18 protein-coding genes are annotated in these 19,894 nt (G+C 67.1%); 9 read left to right on the top strand and 9 right to left on the bottom strand.

Annotation, left to right across the window (positions count from 1 at the left end):
* The first annotated feature begins 196 nt into the window (after positions 1 to 196).
* Together secB and murJ are read left to right on the top strand one after the other, a co-directional pair.
* Positions 197 to 709: a protein-export chaperone SecB gene (secB, locus tag HL653_RS15120; protein ID WP_171745255.1), complete on the top strand. Its 513-nt coding sequence runs from the start codon at positions 197 to 199 to the stop codon at positions 707 to 709.
* A gap of 167 nt (positions 710 to 876) precedes the next feature.
* Positions 877 to 2,442, top strand: coding sequence for a murein biosynthesis integral membrane protein MurJ (gene murJ / locus HL653_RS15115; protein ID WP_171745254.1), 1,566 nt, complete (start codon positions 877 to 879; stop codon positions 2,440 to 2,442).
* 7 nt (positions 2,443 to 2,449) lie between these two features.
* Here murJ and HL653_RS15110 read toward each other — a convergent pair whose 3' ends face one another.
* A complete protein-coding gene (locus HL653_RS15110) occupies positions 2,450 to 3,088 on the bottom strand; it encodes a PilZ domain-containing protein (RefSeq protein ID WP_171745253.1) in 639 nt (212 codons plus the stop codon).
* Positions 3,089 to 3,215: 127 nt separating this feature from the next.
* Here HL653_RS15110 and trpS point away from each other — a divergent pair, with 127 nt between their 5' ends.
* Positions 3,216 to 4,217: a tryptophan--tRNA ligase gene (gene trpS, locus HL653_RS15105; protein ID WP_171745252.1), complete on the top strand. Its 1,002-nt coding sequence runs from the start codon at positions 3,216 to 3,218 to the stop codon at positions 4,215 to 4,217.
* Between the two features lie 25 nt (positions 4,218 to 4,242).
* Here the strand turns inward: trpS and HL653_RS15100 are convergent, their stop codons facing one another.
* Positions 4,243 to 5,313 (bottom strand): S9 family peptidase, encoded by a 1,071-nt coding sequence (locus tag HL653_RS15100; RefSeq protein WP_171745251.1) that lies wholly within the window; start codon positions 5,311 to 5,313, stop codon positions 4,243 to 4,245.
* Between the two features lie 191 nt (positions 5,314 to 5,504).
* Between HL653_RS15100 and HL653_RS15095 the strand changes: the two genes are divergently transcribed.
* Complete coding sequence (locus tag HL653_RS15095) at positions 5,505 to 6,200, top strand: DUF4136 domain-containing protein (protein WP_171745250.1); 696 nt, start codon at positions 5,505 to 5,507, stop codon at positions 6,198 to 6,200.
* Positions 6,201 to 6,274: 74 nt separating this feature from the next.
* Positions 6,275 to 7,180 carry an amidohydrolase gene (locus HL653_RS15090; protein ID WP_216599873.1) on the top strand — a complete coding sequence of 302 codons (906 nt, stop codon included), beginning with the start codon at positions 6,275 to 6,277 and terminating at the stop codon, positions 7,178 to 7,180.
* On the opposite strand, the gene HL653_RS15085 is transcribed toward HL653_RS15090, so the two are convergent.
* Positions 7,175 to 8,131: a helix-turn-helix domain-containing protein gene (locus HL653_RS15085; RefSeq protein ID WP_171745249.1), complete on the bottom strand. Its 957-nt coding sequence runs from the start codon at positions 8,129 to 8,131 to the stop codon at positions 7,175 to 7,177. The genes HL653_RS15090 and HL653_RS15085 overlap by 6 nt on opposite strands.
* Positions 8,132 to 8,350: 219 nt before the next feature.
* Between HL653_RS15085 and HL653_RS24295 the strand changes: the two genes are divergently transcribed.
* The gene (locus HL653_RS24295; protein WP_253716908.1) at positions 8,351 to 9,028 is read left to right on the top strand and encodes a PEPxxWA-CTERM sorting domain-containing protein; all 678 of its coding nucleotides are present in this window, start codon (positions 8,351 to 8,353) and stop codon (positions 9,026 to 9,028) included.
* 81 nt (positions 9,029 to 9,109) lie between these two features.
* On the opposite strand, the gene HL653_RS15075 is transcribed toward HL653_RS24295, so the two are convergent.
* The 3 genes from HL653_RS15075 to HL653_RS15065 form a co-directional block, all read right to left on the bottom strand.
* On the bottom strand, positions 9,110 to 9,664 hold the full coding sequence (locus HL653_RS15075) for an ankyrin repeat domain-containing protein (protein ID WP_171747001.1): 555 nt from the start codon (positions 9,662 to 9,664) through the stop codon (positions 9,110 to 9,112).
* A complete protein-coding gene (locus HL653_RS15070; protein WP_301337924.1) occupies positions 9,664 to 11,316 on the bottom strand; it encodes a catalase in 1,653 nt (550 codons plus the stop codon). The genes HL653_RS15075 and HL653_RS15070 overlap by 1 nt, the downstream gene beginning before the upstream one ends.
* A gap of 221 nt (positions 11,317 to 11,537) precedes the next feature.
* Positions 11,538 to 12,566, bottom strand: a complete 1,029-nt coding sequence (locus HL653_RS15065; RefSeq protein WP_171745248.1) for an aspartate-semialdehyde dehydrogenase — start codon at positions 12,564 to 12,566, stop codon at positions 11,538 to 11,540.
* 83 nt (positions 12,567 to 12,649) lie between these two features.
* Between HL653_RS15065 and HL653_RS15060 the strand changes: the two genes are divergently transcribed.
* Together HL653_RS15060 and HL653_RS15055 are read left to right on the top strand one after the other, a co-directional pair.
* The gene (locus HL653_RS15060; RefSeq protein WP_171745247.1) at positions 12,650 to 14,083 is read left to right on the top strand and encodes an MFS transporter; all 1,434 of its coding nucleotides are present in this window, start codon (positions 12,650 to 12,652) and stop codon (positions 14,081 to 14,083) included.
* Positions 14,084 to 14,201: 118 nt separating this feature from the next.
* Positions 14,202 to 14,861, top strand: a complete 660-nt coding sequence (locus HL653_RS15055) for a hypothetical protein (protein ID WP_171745246.1) — start codon at positions 14,202 to 14,204, stop codon at positions 14,859 to 14,861.
* A gap of 19 nt (positions 14,862 to 14,880) precedes the next feature.
* Here HL653_RS15055 and HL653_RS15050 read toward each other — a convergent pair whose 3' ends face one another.
* Positions 14,881 to 15,213, bottom strand: coding sequence for a hypothetical protein (locus HL653_RS15050; RefSeq protein ID WP_171745245.1), 333 nt, complete (start codon positions 15,211 to 15,213; stop codon positions 14,881 to 14,883).
* Positions 15,210 to 16,325: an anhydro-N-acetylmuramic acid kinase gene (locus HL653_RS15045; protein WP_171745244.1), complete on the bottom strand. Its 1,116-nt coding sequence runs from the start codon at positions 16,323 to 16,325 to the stop codon at positions 15,210 to 15,212. The genes HL653_RS15050 and HL653_RS15045 overlap by 4 nt, the downstream gene beginning before the upstream one ends.
* Positions 16,326 to 16,429: 104 nt before the next feature.
* Here HL653_RS15045 and HL653_RS15040 point away from each other — a divergent pair, with 104 nt between their 5' ends.
* Positions 16,430 to 17,944, top strand: coding sequence for a PQQ-dependent sugar dehydrogenase (locus tag HL653_RS15040; RefSeq protein ID WP_171745243.1), 1,515 nt, complete (start codon positions 16,430 to 16,432; stop codon positions 17,942 to 17,944).
* A gap of 48 nt (positions 17,945 to 17,992) precedes the next feature.
* Here HL653_RS15040 and glmS read toward each other — a convergent pair whose 3' ends face one another.
* Positions 17,993 to 19,819: a glutamine--fructose-6-phosphate transaminase (isomerizing) gene (gene glmS / locus HL653_RS15035; RefSeq protein WP_171745242.1), complete on the bottom strand. Its 1,827-nt coding sequence runs from the start codon at positions 19,817 to 19,819 to the stop codon at positions 17,993 to 17,995.
* Positions 19,820 to 19,894: the final 75 nt, after the last annotated feature.

Raw genomic sequence — 19,894 nt, 5'->3', positions numbered from 1 at the left:
CCTGCCAGCACCGAAATCGCGACGCCTGTTACCCAACATAGGCCGACGTCGCGTCATATTCAAATTTCCTGCCATCTATACGATGACACCACCCGGCCGGTTCCAGATTGCCCTGTTCCGTCTGGGCTGCTAGCGCCCGGCCGCGTCGTTCGAAGACGACGCCTTCCGACATTTCAGAACAGGAAAGCAAGTGGCGATGGCCGAAGATTTCGCGCAGACCGGCTTCAACGTGGATCCGCAGGCGAACGGCGTCGACGCCGGCCCGCAGCTCGGCCTTATCACGCAATATGTGAAGGATCTCTCTTTCGAGAATCCGAACGCGCCGGCCGTCTATCAGTGGCAGGAGCAGCCGCAGATCGACGTGCAGTTCAACATCGGCACCGTCTCTCCCGCCGAGAACGTGCACGAAGTCTCGATGAAGATCGAGGTTCGCGCGGTTTCGGGCGGCAACACCGCCTTCGCGCTGGAGCTGGTCTATGCCGGCCTGTTCGCGGCGCAGAACGTGCCGGAAGAGATGCTGCACCCGTTCCTCTATGCCGAGGCGCCGCGCCTGCTCTTCCCGTTCGCGCGCCGCATCGTCGCCGAGACGATCCGCGACGGCAATTTCCCGCCGCTGCTGCTGGATCCCATCGATTTCGGCGCGCTGTATCAGCAGCAGACCGCACAGGCCGCCGCGCTCGCCGGCGCGGAGCCGGCCGGCGAAGCCTGACCCCCTGCCCCCAAGTCTCGGGCCCAAGTGAATTGCCTGTCCCACCCGTTCGTGCTGAGCGAAGTCGAAGCGCGGGCGGCTGGGCGCAGCGCTGATAGCCCGTCCTTCGACAGGCTCAGGACGAACGGAGCGGTGAACGCCGCTCCCGTTTTCGGTAAGCCGCACCCATGAGCCTCGTCCGCAACACCGCCACGATCGGCGGCCTCACGCTCATCAGCCGCATCGCGGGCTTCGTGCGCGACATGCTGATGGCGCAGTTCGTGGGCGCGGGCTTCGCCAACGACGCGTTCCTGATCGCGTGGCGCCTGCCCAATCTGTTCCGCGCCTTGTTCGCGGAAGGCGCCTTCGCTTCGGCCTTCGTGCCGATGTTCAATCGCGAAGTGGGGCGCGAGGATGGCGGGCTGCCCGCCGCGCTGGATTTCGCCGAGCAAGTGCTGGCGATCCTGTTCCCGATCCTGCTGGTCTTCACGATCCTGATGATGGCCGCGACCGCGCCGATCGTGTGGGCGATGACGGGGGGCTTCCCCGATGGCGGGCCGGACAAGTTCGCGCTGGCGGTTTCGCTCACGCGCATCACCTTCCCCTATCTGGCGCTGATCAGCCTCGTCTCGCTGCTGGGCGGCATCCTCAATTCGGTCGACCGCTTCTGGGTGAATGCCGCAGCGCCGATCCTGCTGAACATCTGCATGATCGTGGGTCTCGTCTTCTTCCGGGGCGCGACACCGCTGGAGACGGCCTATACCCAGGCGATCTCGGTCACCGTCTCGGGCGTGGCGCAGCTCGCGTGGCTGATGTGGGCCTGCGCACGGGCGGGCACCTCGCTCCGCCTGCGCCGCCCGCGCATCAATCCGAAGGTGCGTCAGCTGCTCCACATCATCTGGCCCGCCGCGCTCGGCGCGGGCGCGGTCCAGTTCAACCTGCTGATCTCGACGAGCCTGGCCGCGCGCTTCTTGCCGCAGGGCGCGGTTTCCTATCTCTATTACGCCGATCGCCTGAACCAGCTGCCGCTCGGCCTGATCGGCATCGGCGTGGGCACGGCGATGCTGCCGGGCCTCTCGCGCCAGATCGCCGGCGGTGACGCAGGTGGCGCCAATACGACCCAGAATCGGGCGATCGAACTCTCGCTGGTTCTCACCCTGCCCGCGACGGCGGCGCTGATGGTGGCGGCCTTTCCGATCATCCAGGCCCTGCTCCAGCACGGCGCCTTCACCGCGGGCGACACGCTCGCCAGCGCCAATGCCCTCGCGGCCTTCTCGCTGGGGCTGCCCGCCTACATCCTGATCAAGGTGCTGGTGCCGGGCTTCCACGCGCGCACCGACACGAGGACTCCGGTCCGGATCGCGCTGGTGGCGATGCTCGCCAATCTGATCGGCAATCTGATCCTGATCTGGCCGCTCCAGCATGTCGGCCTCGCGCTTTCCACGGCCATTTCGGCCTGGGTGAATGCGGGCCTGCTGTATGCCACGCTGCACCGGCGCGGCCATTTCCGCATCGACGAGCGGCTGAAGCGCGCGCTGATCCGGCTCACGCTGGCGACCGTGGCGATGGCGGCGATGCTGGTGGCGGTGTCCGACTGGACGACGCCGCACATGACCGGCCCGCTGGTGGAACGCGCGCTCTGGCTCGGCGGACTGATGGCGGCGGCCGGGATCGTCTATTTCGGCGCCGCGATCGCGCTCGGCGCCTTCCGCCCGGCCGAGCTCAGGGCCCAGCTGCTGCGCCGCCGGAAATAAAGGCGGTTCAGCCGCGCGCGGCTTCCGCGAGGCATTCCACGCGCCACGCGGCGAATTCGGCATAGGTCAGCGCCTGCAAGAGCTGGAGGCCCGCCTGCCCCTCCCGGAACCAGCGCACCTTGGCGCCGCGCTGGCCGATCCCCGCGAGCCTCACCGTCACGTCCGATCCCGCCAGAAGCGGCTCGGCCGTCGTGATCTTCATGCCGGCCTGGGAGATGTTGCAGATCTCCACGTCGATCAGCTGGCGCCCGGACAGGACCAGCCCCGGCATCGTGACGTCGATACGCGGCGGACGCATCCGCCCGATCCGGTCGTCGAACGAGCAATGGGCGAGAACCTCGGGCACCGAGATCGGCGCATCGAACTGCACGCCGATCGAAGGCTCGCGATTCCAGACGACGGTGCCGTTCAGGCGATGCCCCGTCCGCATCTCCAGCACGACGGGTTCGCCGGGTTCGACATGACAATAGATTTCGGCGCGCAGGCCGGTATCCGAAATATCGCGCAGGATGCACAATTCCTCGGAGCGGGCGGTGCAGAGCTTGGCGACCTGGAAAACGGTCGTGTGGCGCGCGGCGCGGCGGCGTTCGTGCGGCTCGCCGACCTCCTCGTAATTCAACATCGCGCTTTTAAGACCGCTCATCATTCGCCTGTCGCAAGGTGTATGGGCTAGATGAACGGGCGTAAGCGAACATCCCTTAGGGAAGGTTAAACCCGAAACATTTCGTCGGACGCTTGACCGGACCGGGCGGCTGGTGGACAGCCGCGCCACCATGCGCACAGTCTCCGGCATCCAGCCTACGGGCAACCTCCACCTCGGCAATTATCTCGGCGCCATCCGCAACTGGGTGGTGATGCAGGATCGGCTGGAGGCGGAAGGCGGCGAATGCCTGTTCTTCCTCGCCGATCTCCACGCGATCAGCGAGTATCAGGAGCCCAAGGCCTTCGCGCAGGGCATCCGCGAGATGGCGGCCGCCTTGATCGCCTGCGGCATCGATCCCGACCGATCGATCCTGTTCCGCCAGCGGGCCGTGACCGAACATGCCCAGCTGCAATGGCTGCTGAACGCCACCGCGCGCGTCGGCTGGCTGAACCGGATGACGCAGTTCAAGGACAAATCCGGCAAGAATCGCGAGGGCGCCAGCGTCGCGCTCTATACCTATCCGGTGCTGCAGGCGGCGGACGTGCTGCTGTATCAGGCGACGCACGTGCCGGTCGGCCAGGACCAGAAGCAGCATCTGGAGCTGGCGCGCGACATCGCGACCAAGTTCAACACCGATTATGGCGTGGAGCTGTTCACCCTGCCCGAGCCGATGATCCCGCCCGACGCGGCGCGGATCATGAGCCTGCGCGACGGCAGCGCGAAGATGTCCAAGTCCGATCCGTCCGACATGGCGCGCATCAACCTGACCGACGATGCCGACACGATCGCCGCCAAGCTGCGCAAGGCGAAGACCGATCCCGAGCCGCTTCCGTCCGAGGCGACCGGCCTCGAAGGCCGCGCCGAGGCCAAGAACCTCGTCGATATCTATGCGGCGCTGGCGGGCACGGACGTCGCGAGCGTGCTGGCGCAGTTCGGCGGACAGGGCTTCGGCAGCTTCAAGCCGGCACTGGCCGATCTGGCGGTGGCTAAGCTCTCCCCGATCGCCGCGCGCCTGAAGGAATTGCAGGGCGATCCCGCCGAACTGGATCGGCTGCTCGCCAAGGGCGCCGAGAAGGCGCGCGCGCTGGCGGCCCCCACTCTGGCTGCAACGTACGAGGCGATGGGTCTCTAGAGCGCCTGCGGAGCCGGACCTCCCCTCAGCGCTTCGCCGCCACGATCCCGCGTTCGGTAAGCCAACTCGCCAGCAGCCCGAAATAAGCGGGTGCATCGGGCGCGAGCTTGCCGAAGTTCGCCGGATCGATCTGCCCCTGCGGGCTCACGCCCAGCATCATCGAATGATCCGCGCCGTCGATCACGCGGAGCGTGACGTTGGGATGCTTCGCCGCCGTCGCGTCGAGCGCCGCCAGTGCGGGCGCGACCGGCACCCAGGGATCGGCCTGCCCGAAGACCATCAAAGTCGGCATGCGCGATCCGTCGAGCGCGCGGAGCGGATCGGCCGCCATCTGTCCCTTCCAGGTCGGATCGTCGAGATTTCCGGCAAGGTAGCTGTCACGCCACCAGGGCTGCTTCTCGGCATCGCGATACAGGCGCTCGGCAGATGCGCGATCCGCCTGCCCCCGCACATAGCGATCGACGCCGCGCCGCGCCGCGAGAGCCCGGTCGATCTCCGCCTGCGGATAACCCTTGATCCGCATCACGTTCCCGACCGCATAGTTCATCTGCACGTCGGCGCCCGCCATCGGCGCCGACACCGCGACGGCGAAGGCCGCGCGCGGCTCCTTCGCCGCGGCCAGAAGGGTCAGCCAGCCTCCCTGGCTCAGGCCCCAGAAGCCGATCCTCCGGGGATCGAAGCGCGGATCGGCCGCCAGCGCGCGGAACGCGGCGACACCGTCCGAGGCGAGCAGATCGAAATCGCTCTTGCGCGCATCGTCCCCGGTCGAACGCCCCGTGCCCCGGCGATCGAAGACGAGCACGGCCACGCCCAGCGGCGGCAGCATCGCCTTGAGATGCCCGTAGAGCGGATGATCTGCGGACGGGGCGGCCGCCCCGTGAAAGGCGATCACGACCGGCAGATTGCGACCGCCGCGTGGCAGGAAGAGCGTGCCTCGGAGCTCTGCTCCATCATTGCGGAACGCGAACGCGCGCTGCTCGATCGGGAATCGGGATTCGACGCCCCACGGCGTCCTCTCCGCCACATCCTGCGCCACGGCCGGAATGCCGGGCGAGAGCGACGCGATCACGAACATGGTGCGAGCGAAGCGTGGCATCCTCTTCTCCTGTCCCGTTTCAGGGGCCGCAGCGGTTCATCGCATTGGCATTTCCCTGCCGCCCGGCACCGGATATCGTTTCGCCTGTGATGGGGCGGGCGACGAACGGAGCAACTCCGATGTTCGTAAAACGTTCAAACTCGGTTCAGCCGGTTGGGCTCACGCCCCGCCGACCAAGTCAGGATACTTCCATGTCGATCCGCCGTTCGCTTCTCGCCCTTGCCGCTCCGGTCGCGCTTCTGGCGCTCGGCGGCTGCGCCACGCCGTTCCGCGCGGATGTCTCGCGCTTCCAGATGATGCCTGCGCCGGAAGGCCAGACCTTCCTGGTCCAGGCGGCCGATCCGCAGATGCAGGGCGGCCTGGAATTCAGCCATTATGCGCAGCTCGTCGCCGGGCGCCTGATCCAGCAGGGCTATCATCAGGTCGAGAGCGGCAAGCCGACCATGATCGTCAATCTCGATTACGGCATCGACAATGGCCATGAGAAGGTCGTGACCACGCCGGGCCTCGGCTATGGCGGCTTCGGTGGCTATGGCGGCTTCGGTGGATGGGGCTATGGCGGCTTCGGCGGTCGTGGTTTCTATGGCCGCGGCTGGGGCTATGGCTGGGGCGATCCCTTCTGGGGTTCGCCGTTCGGCTATCCCGAGGTCAACAGCTACACTTATTATGTCAGCCACCTCGTGATGCGGATCAACCGCGCCGAGGACGGCAAGGTGCTGTTCGAGGGTCGCGCCCGCGCGCGCTCGACGACGGACAGCCTGCCGGTCGTGGTGCCGAACCTGATCGACGCGATGTTCACGGGCTTCCCCGGCCGTTCGGGCGAGGACATCCTGATCACGGTCGCGCCGCCGCCCAAGACCGGCGCGGCCCCGGCCGGCGCGCGCTGAGCGACGGCAGATCCGACGATCACGATGGGCGCCTCGGCAACGGGGCGCCCTTTTCGTTTGGGGAGCGAGCGAACGTGTCTCTCGATCGACGCGATCTTCTGAAGGCGGCAGCGGTCCCGTTCGCCTTGACCGCCCTGCCCGCTGTCGCCCGGCCCTGCGCGCCTCTCCTGATCGACTCTCACGTCCATGTCTGGAAGCACGATCCGCGCTTCCCCTTCGCGGCCGGGCGCAAGGTCCCCGCCGAAGACGCCAGTGCCGAGACGCTGCTGGAGCTGATGGTCGCGAACCATGTCGCCCGCATCGTGCTGATCCAGGTGATTCATTATCAGTGGGACAATGGCTATCTGGCCGATGCGCTGAAGCGCCATCCGGGCAAATTCCTCGGCGTCTGCCGCGTGAACCCGGAGGATCCGACCGCGCCCGACACGCTCTCCCGCCTCGTCACCGAGCAGGGCTTTCACGGCGTCCGCATCAGCCCTTATGCGGCGCCCGCTTATGACTGGATAACGGGCCCGCTGATGCCGCCCCTGTGGCGTCGCTGCGCGGAGCTGAAGGTGCCGATGACGGTGCTGACCGAAGCACCGCGCCTGCCCCAGCTTCACTCGCTGATCGAGGCCAATCCCGATCTCACGGTGGTGATCGATCATATGGCCGACATCCGCCCTGATCGTCCGGACGATCTGCGCCTGCTGCTGGCGCTCGCGCGCTATCCGCGCGTCTTCGTGAAGATCTCGCACCTCTGGTCGCTGTCGCGCGCGCCTTATCCTTATGCCGACATGACCGACCCGTTGAAGCGCCTCGTCGCCGCCTTCGGCCCGAAGAGGTTGATGTGGGGGACGGACTGGCCCGTCTCCCTGCCCTATCGCGGCTATGCCGACATCGTCGCGCTCTATCGCGACCATCTCGACTGGCTCCCGCCCGAGGATCGCGCCCAGATACTGGGTAAGACGGTGCAGGAGGTGTGGCCGTTCGGGCTATGACGCCCGAGGATGCCGCGCATCGGACGGCGTGAAACCGAAACGCCGGCGAAAGCGGCGATTGAAATGGGACAGGTCCGAAAAGCCGACCTCCAGCGCCAGATCGAGGATCCGCCCCGCATAGCCATCCGCCAGCAGCTCCCGCGCGCGATCGAGGCGCGTCGCGTAGAGCAGTTCGCTGAAACTCTCCTGCCCGTCTTCGAACAGCTGATAGCCGGCGCGCTCGGACAGGCCGATCTGCCGGGCCACCTCCGCCATGCCGAGCGCGGCATTGCCCGCATGCTGCCGGACGATCTCGCGCATCCGCGCCAGCCGCGCCGCCCGCAGCCCCTCGCCCGGCGGACCCGCATCACGCCCGGCCGATTCCTCGATCGCGGCGCCGGCCAGCTCGGCCAGATGCCGCTCGACGAAGGCGGGCACCGGCGCCGCCTGCAGCATCGTCCAGACCGTCTCGGCATAGGAGGTCAGCAGCCGCCCCGCCATCGTATCGAGCGATATGGTGAGCCCGCCCGCCCGATCGTAACGGCCCGATCCCGGCAAGGCGTCACGCGGCAGGCGCAACACCGAAAACTCGCTCTCGCCCCAACTGCTGGAAACCGGCCGGCCGTGCGCGACCAGCAGTGCCTCGCTCGGCCCCAGCCGGACGCGGCGATCATTCTGCTCGAACGGCACCGCGCCCCTGTGAACCCAGAAGATCGAGAAATCGGCGTCGCCATCGGCCAGATACGCGGCGTCCCGCGTCGCGGTGATATGCCCCTGGCGGCCCCGCGCCAGCGCCACGCCCGGCGCCAGCATCGCCACCTTCCAGTCGGCGCTCGGCCGGTGGTCGGCATGGACCGTGACGGCCCCGCCCGCCAGCTGGCGCCCCATCACGTCGCCGAGCAACGCCGTCTGATGGCGGGGATCCTCGCCATCCAGCGACAGGTGAACGATGTCGGACGGCGGCTGGCTCATACGCGACCTGACTCACGCAAACTGCCCTGCGACGAAGCGTAACCGGCGCGCGCATCCTTGCCAATCCGTTCCTGAAATCGCCGATAAGAGACACTTTGCGCTGTCGTCCCGGCCGATCGCGCTGTCAGCCAAGCGAACAGGTTGCTCTGTTGGCATGAACATACCCGCGCAGCGTGGACGGCGACGCCATACTCCACGCCCAATCGGGGAGCAGAGTTGATGGCACGAGCGTCCAATCGCGATCATTTCGGCACAGGCGGATCGCGGATGAACCGCTCGCCACGACCGTTTCACCGCATGGTCAGCCGTTTGATCCGATTGGCGGGGATCCTGCTGATCGCGCAGGTCTGCGCCCGTCCCGCCTTGGCCGCGACGATCGTACAGGATGTTCATGTCTCGTCGTCGCAATCAGGCCAGCCGATCGACCATTTCAGCGGCAACGATCTGCTCTCGATCGATCTGGTCTTTAACGTCCATGCGTCGTTTCGGGCGTCACCCGATCATCCCAATATCGCCGGCTACATCACCTTCGCGTTCGACCGTCAGAACATGTCCACCCCGGCCAACTTCACGATCGATGTTTCGGGCACGGCGTCCATGCCCTGCGGCACATTCTGCAGCCTGACCTATGTCGATACGTTCGTGCGCCATATCGAGGATCCGGAAATACTGGCCCTGTTCACGAGCACCGATCCGATCCAGGCGCGAACCTATGCCAATATCTACGCTTTCGGCAGCGCCGATTCGAGCTTCGATGGCACGCTCACCTACACATATGGTCCGACGCGCACGAGCGACGCTCCCGAACCGGCGACGTGGGCGATGATGATCACGGGCTTTCTGGCGACGGGCACGGCGCTGCGCCGGCGCCGCAGGTTGGCCCCGCTCACCGCCTGAGGCGGGAGCAGGGCCCGGCGCGGGGGTGGAGTGCGGGGGCCGACGCGCAGGGGGGACGCGTCGTGCTCCACTGTCCCGCGCCTATCTTGGTGCGGCGCTCAGGCGGCTCGCCAGCTCGGTATTGCCCTGCGAGGCCGCCACCGACGACGCGGTGCGCCCGGAGGCATCGGCGATCGCAGGATCCGCGCCCGCCTTCACCAGCATGTCGATCTGCCGCGTCCGTCCGAACAGGGCGGCCATCATGAGGGCGGTCTGCCCGGCCTTGTTGCGAACGTTGACGTCGCAGCTGGCCTTGAGAAGGCGGGCGGCGATGGCGTCGTCGCCCTTGAAGGCCACGCCCATCTGCGCGGTATTGCCCTGGTTCGCGTCGGGCTTGCAGGGATCCGCGCCCGCCGCGATCAGCGCCTCCACCGCCGCCGCCTGCCCATTATAGGCGGCGAGAATCAGCGGGGTGAAACCGCGCGCCTCATAAGCGTTCACATCGGCGCCGTTCTGGACCAGCAGGGGGATCAGATCGGTGCGGCCCAGCTTCGCCGCCTCGAACAGCAGCTCCTGCCGGCGCTCGGGCGGCGGCAGCGCCGTCGCGGGAGCCGGGGCCGCGCCGGCAAGCGCCGCCCCGATCACCAGCCCGAGCATCACTTGCCCGCATACCGGGCGTCGGCCGACGCCTTGTAGTCGTCGATCGCCTTGGTCACGTCGGCCATCGGCACGTTCACGGCCTTGGCCAGACGGCTGCCGAGATCCTGATCGGCCTGCGCGAAATAGCTGACCATGATCGTGCGGGTCCGCAGCGAGGTGACGTCACCCAGATCGCCTGCCAGATTCTTGATCAGGTCGGCCTTGTCCGCCGGCTTCAGCGACCGATAGAAGGCGCCCGCCTGATCGAACGGCTCGGTCTTCGAGATGGGCGCGGTCTGCACGATCGCATCGATCTTGTAGGGCGTCGGCGCGAAGCTGGGATCGATCGCCTTCTTCGTCGTCACCGACGGGAAGTAATTGACCTCGACCTGCCCCGTGGCCGCATCCAGCTGGCCATCCTGATAATTGTTCACCACCGCCACGCGCGGCCGATTGACCGGCAAGTCCATCACGTTCGCGCCCACGCGATAGCGCTGCGTGTCCGAATAGGAGAAGAGCCGCCCCTGCAGCATCCGATCCGGCGACGCCTCGATGCCCGGCACCAGATTGGCGGGCGCGAAGGCCGACTGCTCGGTCCAGCGGAAAAAATTCTCGGGCACCTTGTTGAGCGTCATCTCGCCGATCTTGCGGAAGGGGACGCCGAGCCACTCCTTGGTGTCGTCGAACGGATTGTAATTGAGCTGGCCCAGTTCCTCCGCCGTCATCGTCTGGACCATCAGGTCCCAGACGGGGAAATGGCCCGCATTGATCTCGCCATAGAGATCGTCGGTCAGGAAGTTGAAGGGCGCCTTGCTCGCGGCATCGCCATTCAGGCTCTTCACGCCCTGATGGCTGATCCAGCGGAACTTGGCGAAGACGGTATGGCCCTGCGCGTTGACCAGCTTGAAGGCGTGAACGCCGTTGCCGTCCATCGTGCGATAGGATGCCGGCGTGCCGAGGTTCGAATAGACATGCACCAGCATGTTGGTCGCCTCGGGCGTGCCCGAGAAGAATTCGAAGAAGCGGTTCGGATCCTGCTTGTTCGTCACCGGCGACGGCTTCAGCGAATGGATCATGTCCGGAAACTGGATCGCATCGCGGATGAAGAAGATCGGCAGATTGTTGCCCACCAGATCCCAATTGCCCTGATCGGTGTAGAATTTCACCGCGAAGCCATGCGGATCGCGCAGACCTTCCGGGCTGCCCGAGGGGTGGATCACGGTGGAGAAGCGCACGAACACCGGCGTGTCCTTGCCGGGCGCGAACAGGCTGGCCTTGGTGATGCCCGAGATGTCGGCGGTGGCGTGGAACATGCCGAGCGCGCCCGTGCCGCGCGCGTGGACGACGCGTTCCGGCATACGCTCGCGATCGAAGCGGGCGAGCTTTTCGATCAACGTCGTGTCTTCCAGCAGGACCGGGCCGGTATCGCCCGCCGCCAGCGAATTGCGGTTCGAGCCGATCGGCGCGCCATTGTCGCGCGTCATCTGCGGGGCGGCATCGCCCGTGGCGGCAGCCTGGAAGGCGGTGGTCTTGCGCGCCGCCATCGGTGCGGCGGCCGTCGTCATGCGGGTTTCGACCTGTGTGTCGGGAGTGGCGGCGCTCTGCGCGAGAGCGGGAGCCGCGCCGGACAGGAGGAGAAGTGCGAGGGGGCTATATGCGTGGCGAGCCATGATCCGGTTCCCTGTTCCGATTGGATGGGAGCCGGAATAATCGCACGCCGAACGATCAAGAAAATCGATTTTTAAGGAGACTGTAAGCAATCAAATCGATGGAACCGCCGCACACCGATTCCGCGTGGGAAAAATCACATTCGTGGAATCCGGCAACGAACCCGCCGCCGAATATTTCGTGAAACGGCATGCGGGGCACGGCCAGCCGTGCCCCGGTGCGATCAGTCCGCCTTCTTCAGATGACGACGGCCGAGCAGTTCGGCAATCTGCACCGCGTTCAGCGCCGCGCCCTTGCGGAGATTGTCGCTCACACACCACAGAGCGAGGCCATTCTCCACGGTCGGATCCTCGCGCACGCGGCTGATGAAGGTCGCGAATTCGCCGACGCATTCGATCGGCGTCACGTAGCCGCCATCCTCGCGCTTATCGACCAGCATGATCCCCGGTGCCTCGCGCAGGATATCCTGCGCCTCCTTGGCGGAAATCTCATTCTCGAACTCGATGTTGATCGCCTCGGAATGGCCGACGAACACCGGCACGCGCACGCAGGTGGCCGTCACCTTGATCTTGGGATCGAGGATCTTCTTGGTCTCGACCACCATCTTCCACTCTTCCTTGGTATAGCCGTCGTCCAGGAAGCTATCGATGTGCGGGATCACGTTGAACGCGATCTGCTTGGTGAACTTCTTCGGCTCGGCCGGATCGCCGACGAAGATGTTGCGGCTCTGCTCGAACAGCTCGTCCATCCCCGCCTTGCCCGCGCCGGACACGGACTGATAGGTCGAGACGACGACGCGCGTGATCTTCGCCGCATCGTGCAGCGGCTTGAGCGCCACCACCATCTGCGCGGTCGAGCAGTTCGGGTTCGCGATGATGTTCTTGCGGGTGTAGCCGTCGATCGCCTGCGGATTCACCTCGGGCACGATCAGCGGCACGTCCGGATCCATCCGGTAGAGCGAGCTGTTGTCGATCACGGTGCAACCGGCGGCAGCGGCGACGGGCGCGTACTTCTGGGTCGCTTCCGATCCGATCGCGAACAGCGCCATGTCCCAGCTGGTCCAGTCGAAATGCTCGATGTTCTGAATCTTGTACATCTTGCCGGTCTCGCCGAACTCGACCTCGTCGCCCTGACTGCGCGACGAAGCGAGCAAGGCGAGATCGTCGATCGGGAACTCGCGCTCGGCGAGGATATTGAGCATCTCACGACCGACATTGCCGGTCGCTCCCGCGACGACGACCCGATAACCCATAACTGAAGCTCCTTTGACGCGGGCGCATTCCGGCATAACGGCCTGCATGTCCAGCCGATCGGCGCCCGAGGAAATCTTGATCGATGCAAAGTGACGATGCCGCGCCCCAGATAGGATTGGAGGGGTGGCGTTTCACCCTCGCGGTGGCGGCGATCAGCCTGGGGACGATGCTCACCATCATAGACGGTGCGATCGCGACCGTGGCGCTGCCGACCATCTCGCGCGATCTGCACGTCGATTCCTCGTCCGCCGTGCTCGTCGTCACCGTCTATCAATTGGTGCTGGTGATGGCGCTGCTGCCCTTCTCGGCGCTGGGCGACCGGATCGGGCTCAAGCGGCTGTATCAGGGTGGCCAGCTCGTCTTTACGCTGGCCACGATCCTCTGCTTCTTCGCGCACAGCCTGGGTTTCCTGCTGGTGGTGCGTGCGCTGCAGGCGACGGGCGCGGCCGCCGCTCTATCGGTGATGGCGGCGATGATCCGCGTCGTCTATCCGCCGAAGCATCTTGGCCGGGGGCTGGGCCTCAACAATATCATGGGTTCCGTCTCGGGCGCGCTCGCGCCGACGGCGGGCGGGCTGATCCTCGCGGTGGCGCCCTGGCCGTGGGTGTTCGCGATGGCGGCGCCTTTCGCGATCCTGTCGCTCGCGCTCGGCCGCTGGGCCCTGCCCGACGTGCCCCCGCGCCAGACCGGCCCCTATAATCTCGCGGGCGCGATGCTGAACATGGCCACCTTCGGCCTCATCATCTCCGGGCTGGAGGCGGTGGTGCACGGCAATTCGCCCGTGGTGAGCTTCGCGATCGTCGCGATCGGCATCCTGTTCGGCGTGGCCCTGGTGCTGCACGAGCGGCGCGAGGCGGCCCCGATCCTCCCGGTCGATCTGCTCTCGCGTCCGGTGCTGGCGCTGTCGGTGGCGGGCGCTTTCATCGCGTTCAGCGCCTCGCAGATGATCATCCTCTCGCTGCCCTTCCGCCTCCAGCACGGCTATGGCTTCGAGCCGAGCGAGGTGGGCGCGATGATCGCGCCCTGGCCGCTGACGACGATGATCGTCGCGCCGGTCGCGGGCAGCCTCTCCGATCGCTATCCGGCGGGCCTGCTCGGCGGCATCGGCATGGCGGTGGCGACGGCGGGCCTCCTGCTGCTCGCCTTCCTGCCCGCGCATCCCGAATATTTCGACATCGCCTGGCGCATGTCGGTCTGCGGCGCGGGCTTCGGCATGTATCTTTCGCCCAATGCGCGCCTGATCGTGGGCTCCGCCCCGCGCGAGCGCGCGGCATCGGCCGGCGGCCTCGTCTCCACGACGCGACTCGTCGGCCAGACGATGGGCGCGACCGGCGTGGCGACGGTGCTGGCCTTCGGCTTCGCCACGTCCAGCGTGCCGCCGATCCTGGCCGCCGGTCTGGCGGTGACGGCCGGCCTCTTCAGCGTGGCCCGCCTGCGTCCCTCGATCCGTAACCCTACCGCCCCCGAAACCAATGCCGCGCAGCCCGGCGGACACGGAGACGTCACCGCCGCCTGAACGCCGGAAAAACGACACGACGAACGGTTTGGCAAACGGCTTATCAACCAAATCCTTACGCCCTCCGGTATAAGAGTTCGGTCATGAGGGGTCGAACTGCATTGATTTGGAGCCGTGTATGCGCGTCGCCCTTGAAACCTCCCCCCTTGATCGGGGCGGGCTGCTGACCTCGTTGGTCGCGGGAGAAGGTAGCGCCACTCATGCCTGGCTGCATTCGCCGGAGCTGAACGCGAGCGCGGACGCGACTCGCAACCTGTCGGACATGCTGCATCTGCTGACGATGCTGCACGGTCCGCAGCCGGGTCTGGTCGAGCTGGTGGCGGACCATAATATCTGGCCGGGCGGCGATGCCTGGCTGGCGCAGGCCGCGCGCGGCTTCGCCAACGAGCGGGGCAATCTCGGCCAGTTGATCGTGGCGGCGGGCCCGGTGCCCGGCACGCCGGGCGAGGCGGCGACCGTCTCCGCCATCCTCGCCCAGCGTCAGGCGATGGCGACGATCGCGCGCTCCGATCGATTCGGCTGCGCGATCGGCGCGGTCGTCGGCCTGCTGCTCGACTGGCAGCCGATCCGTGCCACCATGGAAACGGCCGCCGCGCGCCTCAACGTGCCCTTCGCGCCCCTGCTCCTGCCGAGCGAGGAGGAAACCGCACACGTCCTCGCCTCGATGCCGGAGCAGCCCCGCCTCGAGCGCACGCTCATATTCGGCGCGCGCCAGATGATGCTGCATCACCAGTGCCTGCTGGACCTGCTTGCCACCCGCGCCAGCGCGCGCGGCTGACGAAACCGCCGCGCCGGCGTCACTTCCCGCGCGGGGCGGCTCCGTCCAGCGCGAAGCCCGGCGCTTCCATCGCCTCGGCCTTCTTGGTCCGGCGATCGTAGAGACACAGGAACGTGCCCGTGGCGCCCTTCATGAAGCGCTGCGTATAGGTGCCGCGCACCAGCAGGGCCGTCTTCGCGCTCGTGTCCGAGAAATCGAGCGCGTCCGACACGCTCGGCGCGCGCAGCCCGGCGGCGGCGATGCAGGCACGGCGGGCCGCTACGTGCATCGTGTTCCACGCCGCAGGTGTGGAAGCCATGGTGGGCGCGGTAACCGCCAGAGCCGCCGCCGTCAGACTCGCAACTTTCATCATGCCGCTCTGATCCTCTCGTTGGGCGCATGGGCCGTGCCACCCGTCATCGGCGCGGGCGCGCCGGTGGTGCCGGGAAAGCTGATCGGCGCCCCCTTCAACGAACGAACGGCCATATAGGCGAATCCCTCCGCCTCGGTCGCGTCGCCATTCCAGCCGAGCGCCTCGATCGGCTCCGGCGCGACGCCGCACGCTTCCCCGATCATCCGCATCAGCGTCGGATTGCGGCGGCCTCCGCCCGCCACGATCAGGCGCTCGGGCCGCTGCGGAACCAGCCCCAGCGCGAGGGCGACCGTCTCCGCCGTGAAACGGGTCAGCGTGGCCGCGCCGTCGGCGAGGCTGAGGCCGACCGCAGCCCTGTCGGTGAAATCGTGGCGGTCGAGGCTCTTGGGCGCGGGCAGATCGAACCAGGGATGGGCGAGCATCCCCCGCAAGACATCGCCGTCCACGTGCCCTGTATCCGCCAGCGCGCCATCCCGATCGAACGGCTCGCCGGTCAGGGTCTCGACCCACTGGTTGACGAGGCCGTTGGCCGGGCCGGTATCGAAGGCGACCAGCGCATCCCCCTCGCCGATCCAGGTGAGATTGCCGACACCGCCCAGATTGAGCACCGCCACCGGCCTGGGCAGCGCCGCACAGAGCGCGCGATGATAGACGGGCAGCAGGGGCGCGCCCTGCCCGCCCGCCGCCACGTCCGCGATGCGAAGCTGGTCCACCACGGTAATGCCCAGCCGATCGGCCAGCCCGGCGCCGTCGCCGATCTGCCAGGTCCAGCCGCGATCCGGCCGGTGCGCGATCGTCTGGCCGTGAAAGCCGACGACGTGGATGGCCGCCGCATCGAGCCCCTCCTGCGTCAACAACCGCTCGACCAGTTCGGCATGGCGGCGCGTCAGCATCTGCTCGGCGGTCCGGATCAGGCGGTCTTCCCCCGGCTGATCCATCTCCAGCGCGCGCTGCACCGCACGGTGGATCGCGCCCCGCTCGTCCGTTGTATAATCGTCGCCCGCAAAGCCGATCGGGCGCACATGGCCCTCGCCGTCCGTCTCGATCAGGGCGGCGTCCACGCCGTCGAGCGACGTACCCGACATGAGGCCGATTGCGAGCATGATGTCCATCGCACCCGTCTAGCCGCCCCGATCCGATAGCGCCAAGCACCGGAATCGTTGACAGGACGCGCATATGGGTTAATTCTCCGTTAATTCCGGAACGGGGGCGTTTTGTGAAATCGTATCGTATCTTGGCGATGATGGGTGCGCTCGCCGCATCGACGGCGCATGCGGCCGTGGTGACCAATCCCGTGCCCGCGCCGATCGCGCAGGGGATCACGGTGGGCCTGTCCCTGTTCGGTCAGGCGCAGGTCAGCGGCGATCCCGTGATCGATGGGTTCACCCGCAGGATCCAGCAATTGCAGCCGGTGGCGGACACGTCCGGCCGATTGTTCGTGAACGACACGCGCGGCACGATCAGCATCGTCGGCGCGGCTGGCGGCGCGCCCCAGACCTGGTTCGACATACGCGGCACGCTGGCGGATTTCAGCACCGCCACCAACCCGTCGCAGACCGGTCTGATGAGCTTCGCGCTGCATCCCAATTTCGCCGGCGATCCGCAGAAGCCCGGCTACGGCGTGTTCTACACGATCGCCACCACGCGCCCCTCGGGCACCGAAACCTACAAGGGCAACGGGCAGAGCGTGGATCACGACAATGTCGTCACCGAATTCCGCGTCGACGATCCCACTGCGGCGACGGCCTCGATCGCCTCGCAGCGCGAGGTGCTGCGCGTCGCCCAGCCGTTCAGCGATCATGGCGCGGGCACGATCGCCTTCAATCCGACCGCGACGCCGGACTCGGCCGAATATGGCAAGCTCTATATCGGCCTGGGCGACGGCGGCGGCGTGGGCGATCCCTATGGCAATGCCCAGGATCCGGGCAGCCCGTTCGGCAAGATCCTCCGCATCGATCCCGCCGCCGGCCTCAACGGCGAGGCCTATACGATCCCCGCCGACAATCCCCATGTCGGGCAATCCGGCGTGTTGGGCGAGGTGTGGGCGTCCGGCCTGCGCAATCCGCAGCAGTTCAGCTGGGACAGCAAGACCGGCCAGATGCTGATCGCCGATATCGGCCAGTCCCAGCTGGAAGAGGTCAATATCGGGGTGGCGGGCGGCAATTATGGCTGGCCGATCCGCGAGGGCACGTTCGCGCGCGGTGTCAGCTGGGATCCCAATGTCTATGATATGCCCGCCAATTCGGGCGCCTTCCTCGATCCGGTCGCGCAGTTCGATCACGAGGAGATCTTTCGCAGCGGCGCTTACTTTCTGGCCGCGATCAGCGGCGCTTATGCCTATACCGGCACCGCCGTACCGGAACTGACGGGCATGGTGGTGCTCGCCGAACTCGTCTCGGGCCGCCTCTTTTACTATGATCCGCTCTCGGTGGCCGGCGCCACCCCCGCCACCCTCTACGAGTTGGGGCTCGTCATAAACGGTGTGCCCTCCACCCTCGCCGCGACGGACGGGAATGTCGGCGTCTACAACCGGGTCGATCTGCGCCTCGGCACGGACAATGCGGGCGAGCTGTATCTGATCGCCAAGAATTCGGGCGACATCTATCGCCTCGCCTCGCTTCTGGCGCTTCCGGAGCCGGCCAACTGGATGCTGATGCTGGCGGGCTTCGGCCTGATCGGCGCGGCGCTCCGCCGCCGGCCGCTATCGCACGCCCGGCCGGTTCGCGCCTGATCGAGGCCGGGAGCGGCGTCGCGAGGCGCGCGCCGCTCCCGGCCCCGCTCACTCCACCGTGACGCTCTTGGCCAGATTGCGCGGCTGATCCACGTCCGTGCCCTTGGCCACGGCGACATGATAGGCCAGCAGCTGGATCGGCACCGCATAGACGAGCGGCGCGATCAGCGGGTGGACCTTCGGCATCGTGATCGTGGCGACGCAGCCCTCGCCCGCCGCCTGCACGCCGTCATAGTCCGAGATCAGCACCACCTTGCCGCCGCGCGCCTGCACCTCCTGCATGTTCGAGACGGTCTTCTCGAACAGGGGGCCGGAGGGCGCGATCACGATGATCGGCACGGCATCGTCCACCAGCGCGATCGGGCCGTGCTTCATTTCACCCGCCGCATAACCTTCGGCATGGATGTAGCTGATTTCCTTGAGCTTCAGCGCCCCTTCCAGCGCCAGCGGATAATCGGGGCCGCGCCCCAGATACAGCACGTCGCGCGCGCCGGCGATCACGCCCGCCATCTCCTGAATCGTCTCGTCATAAGCCAGCGCGCCGTTGAGCGAGGCCGGCGCTTCGGACAGGTGGCGCACGATCTCGCGCTCCTCGGCGGGCGTCAGGCGTCCCTTGGCCTTGGCGAGGTTCGCCGCCAGCGCCGCCAGCACGGCGAGCTGGCAGGTGAAGGCCTTGGTGGAGGCGACGCCGATTTCCGGCCCCGCATGCGTCGGCAGCAGCAGGTCCGCCTCGCGCGCCATCGTCGAGGTCGGCACGTTGACGACGACCGCGATCTTCTGACCCTCGGCGCGGGCGTGGCGCAGCGCCGCCAGCGTGTCCGCCGTCTCGCCCGACTGGCTGATGAAGAGCGCGAGCCCGCCTTCCTCCAGCACCGGCGCGCGGTAGCGGAACTCGCTCGCCACATCGATGTCGACCGGCACGCGCGCGAATTGCTCGAACCAATATTTGGCGACGAGGCCTGCATAGAAGCTGGTGCCGCACGCCACGATCGTCACGCGGCGGATGGCGCTCAGATCGAAATCCTCGACCGGCACCGGCGCCAGTTCGCCATCCAGCCGGCGCAGATAGGTCCGGAGCGTCTGCGCGACGACGATCGGCTGCTCGTAAATCTCCTTGAGCATGAAGTGGCGGTGATTGCCCTTGGAGATGGCGATGTCGGTCGCGCCCGAGGGCACGATCGGCCGTTCGACGGGCTGGTCGTCCTTGTCGAACACCTGCGCGCCGTCGCGCGTGATGACGACCCAGTCGCCCTCCTCCAGATAGGAGATGCGCTGCGTGAGCGGCGCCAGCGCCAGCGCGTCCGAGCCCAGATAGGTCTCGCCCTCGCCATAGCCCACCACCAGCGGCGAACCGAGCCGCGCGCCGATCAGCAGATCGGGATGCTGGCGGAACAGGATGGCGAGCGCGAACGCGCCGTGCAGCCGCTTCAGCACCTGCGCCACGGCGGCGGCGGGCTCGTCGCCGGCCTCGATCCGTTCGGACACGAGATGGGCGACCACCTCCGTATCGGTCTGCGAGGTGAAGGTGCGGCCGCGCGCCTGCAATTCTTCCCGCAGCGATTTGAAATTCTCGATGATGCCGTTGTGGACCACCGCCACCTCGCCCGTGGCGTGCGGGTGGGCGTTGTCTTCGGTCGGCGCGCCGTGCGTGGCCCAGCGCGTGTGGGCGATGCCGGTGGTGCCCGGCAGAGGCTGATCCTTCAGCACCGCCGCCAGATTGTCGAGCTTGCCCGGCGCGCGGCGGCGATCGATCGCGCCATCATGATCGGTGGCGATGCCGGCCGAGTCATAGCCGCGATATTCCAGCCGCCGGAGCCCTTCCAACAGGCGCCCGCAAACCTCTTCCTTGCCGACGATGCCGATAATTCCGCACATGCGTTTCTGATTCCCTGGAGCCTCGCGCGACGGCGCAAAGCGCCTGCGCGGTTTACACGAAGCTGAACGCCGCGC

The organism is Sphingomonas sp. AP4-R1, from assembly GCF_013113735.1.
GTDB lineage: Bacteria > Pseudomonadota > Alphaproteobacteria > Sphingomonadales > Sphingomonadaceae > Sphingomonas_I.
This window is presented reverse-complemented; position numbering and strand designations above follow the sequence as displayed.

Coding starts and splice junctions, on each gene's coding strand:
- secB (WP_171745255.1), top strand. CDS start 197: ATGGCCGAAGATTTCGCGCAGACCGGCTTCAACGTGGATCCGCAGGCG.
- murJ (WP_171745254.1), top strand. CDS start 877: ATGAGCCTCGTCCGCAACACCGCCACGATCGGCGGCCTCACGCTCATC.
- HL653_RS15110 (WP_171745253.1), bottom strand. CDS start 3,088: ATGATGAGCGGTCTTAAAAGCGCGATGTTGAATTACGAGGAGGTCGGC.
- trpS (WP_171745252.1), top strand. CDS start 3,216: ATGCGCACAGTCTCCGGCATCCAGCCTACGGGCAACCTCCACCTCGGC.
- HL653_RS15100 (WP_171745251.1), bottom strand. CDS start 5,313: ATGCCACGCTTCGCTCGCACCATGTTCGTGATCGCGTCGCTCTCGCCC.
- HL653_RS15095 (WP_171745250.1), top strand. CDS start 5,505: ATGTCGATCCGCCGTTCGCTTCTCGCCCTTGCCGCTCCGGTCGCGCTT.
- HL653_RS15085 (WP_171745249.1), bottom strand. CDS start 8,131: ATGAGCCAGCCGCCGTCCGACATCGTTCACCTGTCGCTGGATGGCGAG.
- HL653_RS24295 (WP_253716908.1), top strand. CDS start 8,351: ATGGCACGAGCGTCCAATCGCGATCATTTCGGCACAGGCGGATCGCGG.
- HL653_RS15075 (WP_171747001.1), bottom strand. CDS start 9,664: ATGCTCGGGCTGGTGATCGGGGCGGCGCTTGCCGGCGCGGCCCCGGCT.
- HL653_RS15070 (WP_301337924.1), bottom strand. CDS start 11,316: ATGGCTCGCCACGCATATAGCCCCCTCGCACTTCTCCTCCTGTCCGGC.
- HL653_RS15065 (WP_171745248.1), bottom strand. CDS start 12,566: ATGGGTTATCGGGTCGTCGTCGCGGGAGCGACCGGCAATGTCGGTCGT.
- HL653_RS15060 (WP_171745247.1), top strand. CDS start 12,650: ATGCAAAGTGACGATGCCGCGCCCCAGATAGGATTGGAGGGGTGGCGT.
- HL653_RS15055 (WP_171745246.1), top strand. CDS start 14,202: ATGCGCGTCGCCCTTGAAACCTCCCCCCTTGATCGGGGCGGGCTGCTG.
- HL653_RS15050 (WP_171745245.1), bottom strand. CDS start 15,213: ATGATGAAAGTTGCGAGTCTGACGGCGGCGGCTCTGGCGGTTACCGCG.
- HL653_RS15045 (WP_171745244.1), bottom strand. CDS start 16,325: ATGGACATCATGCTCGCAATCGGCCTCATGTCGGGTACGTCGCTCGAC.
- glmS (WP_171745242.1), bottom strand. CDS start 19,819: ATGTGCGGAATTATCGGCATCGTCGGCAAGGAAGAGGTTTGCGGGCGC.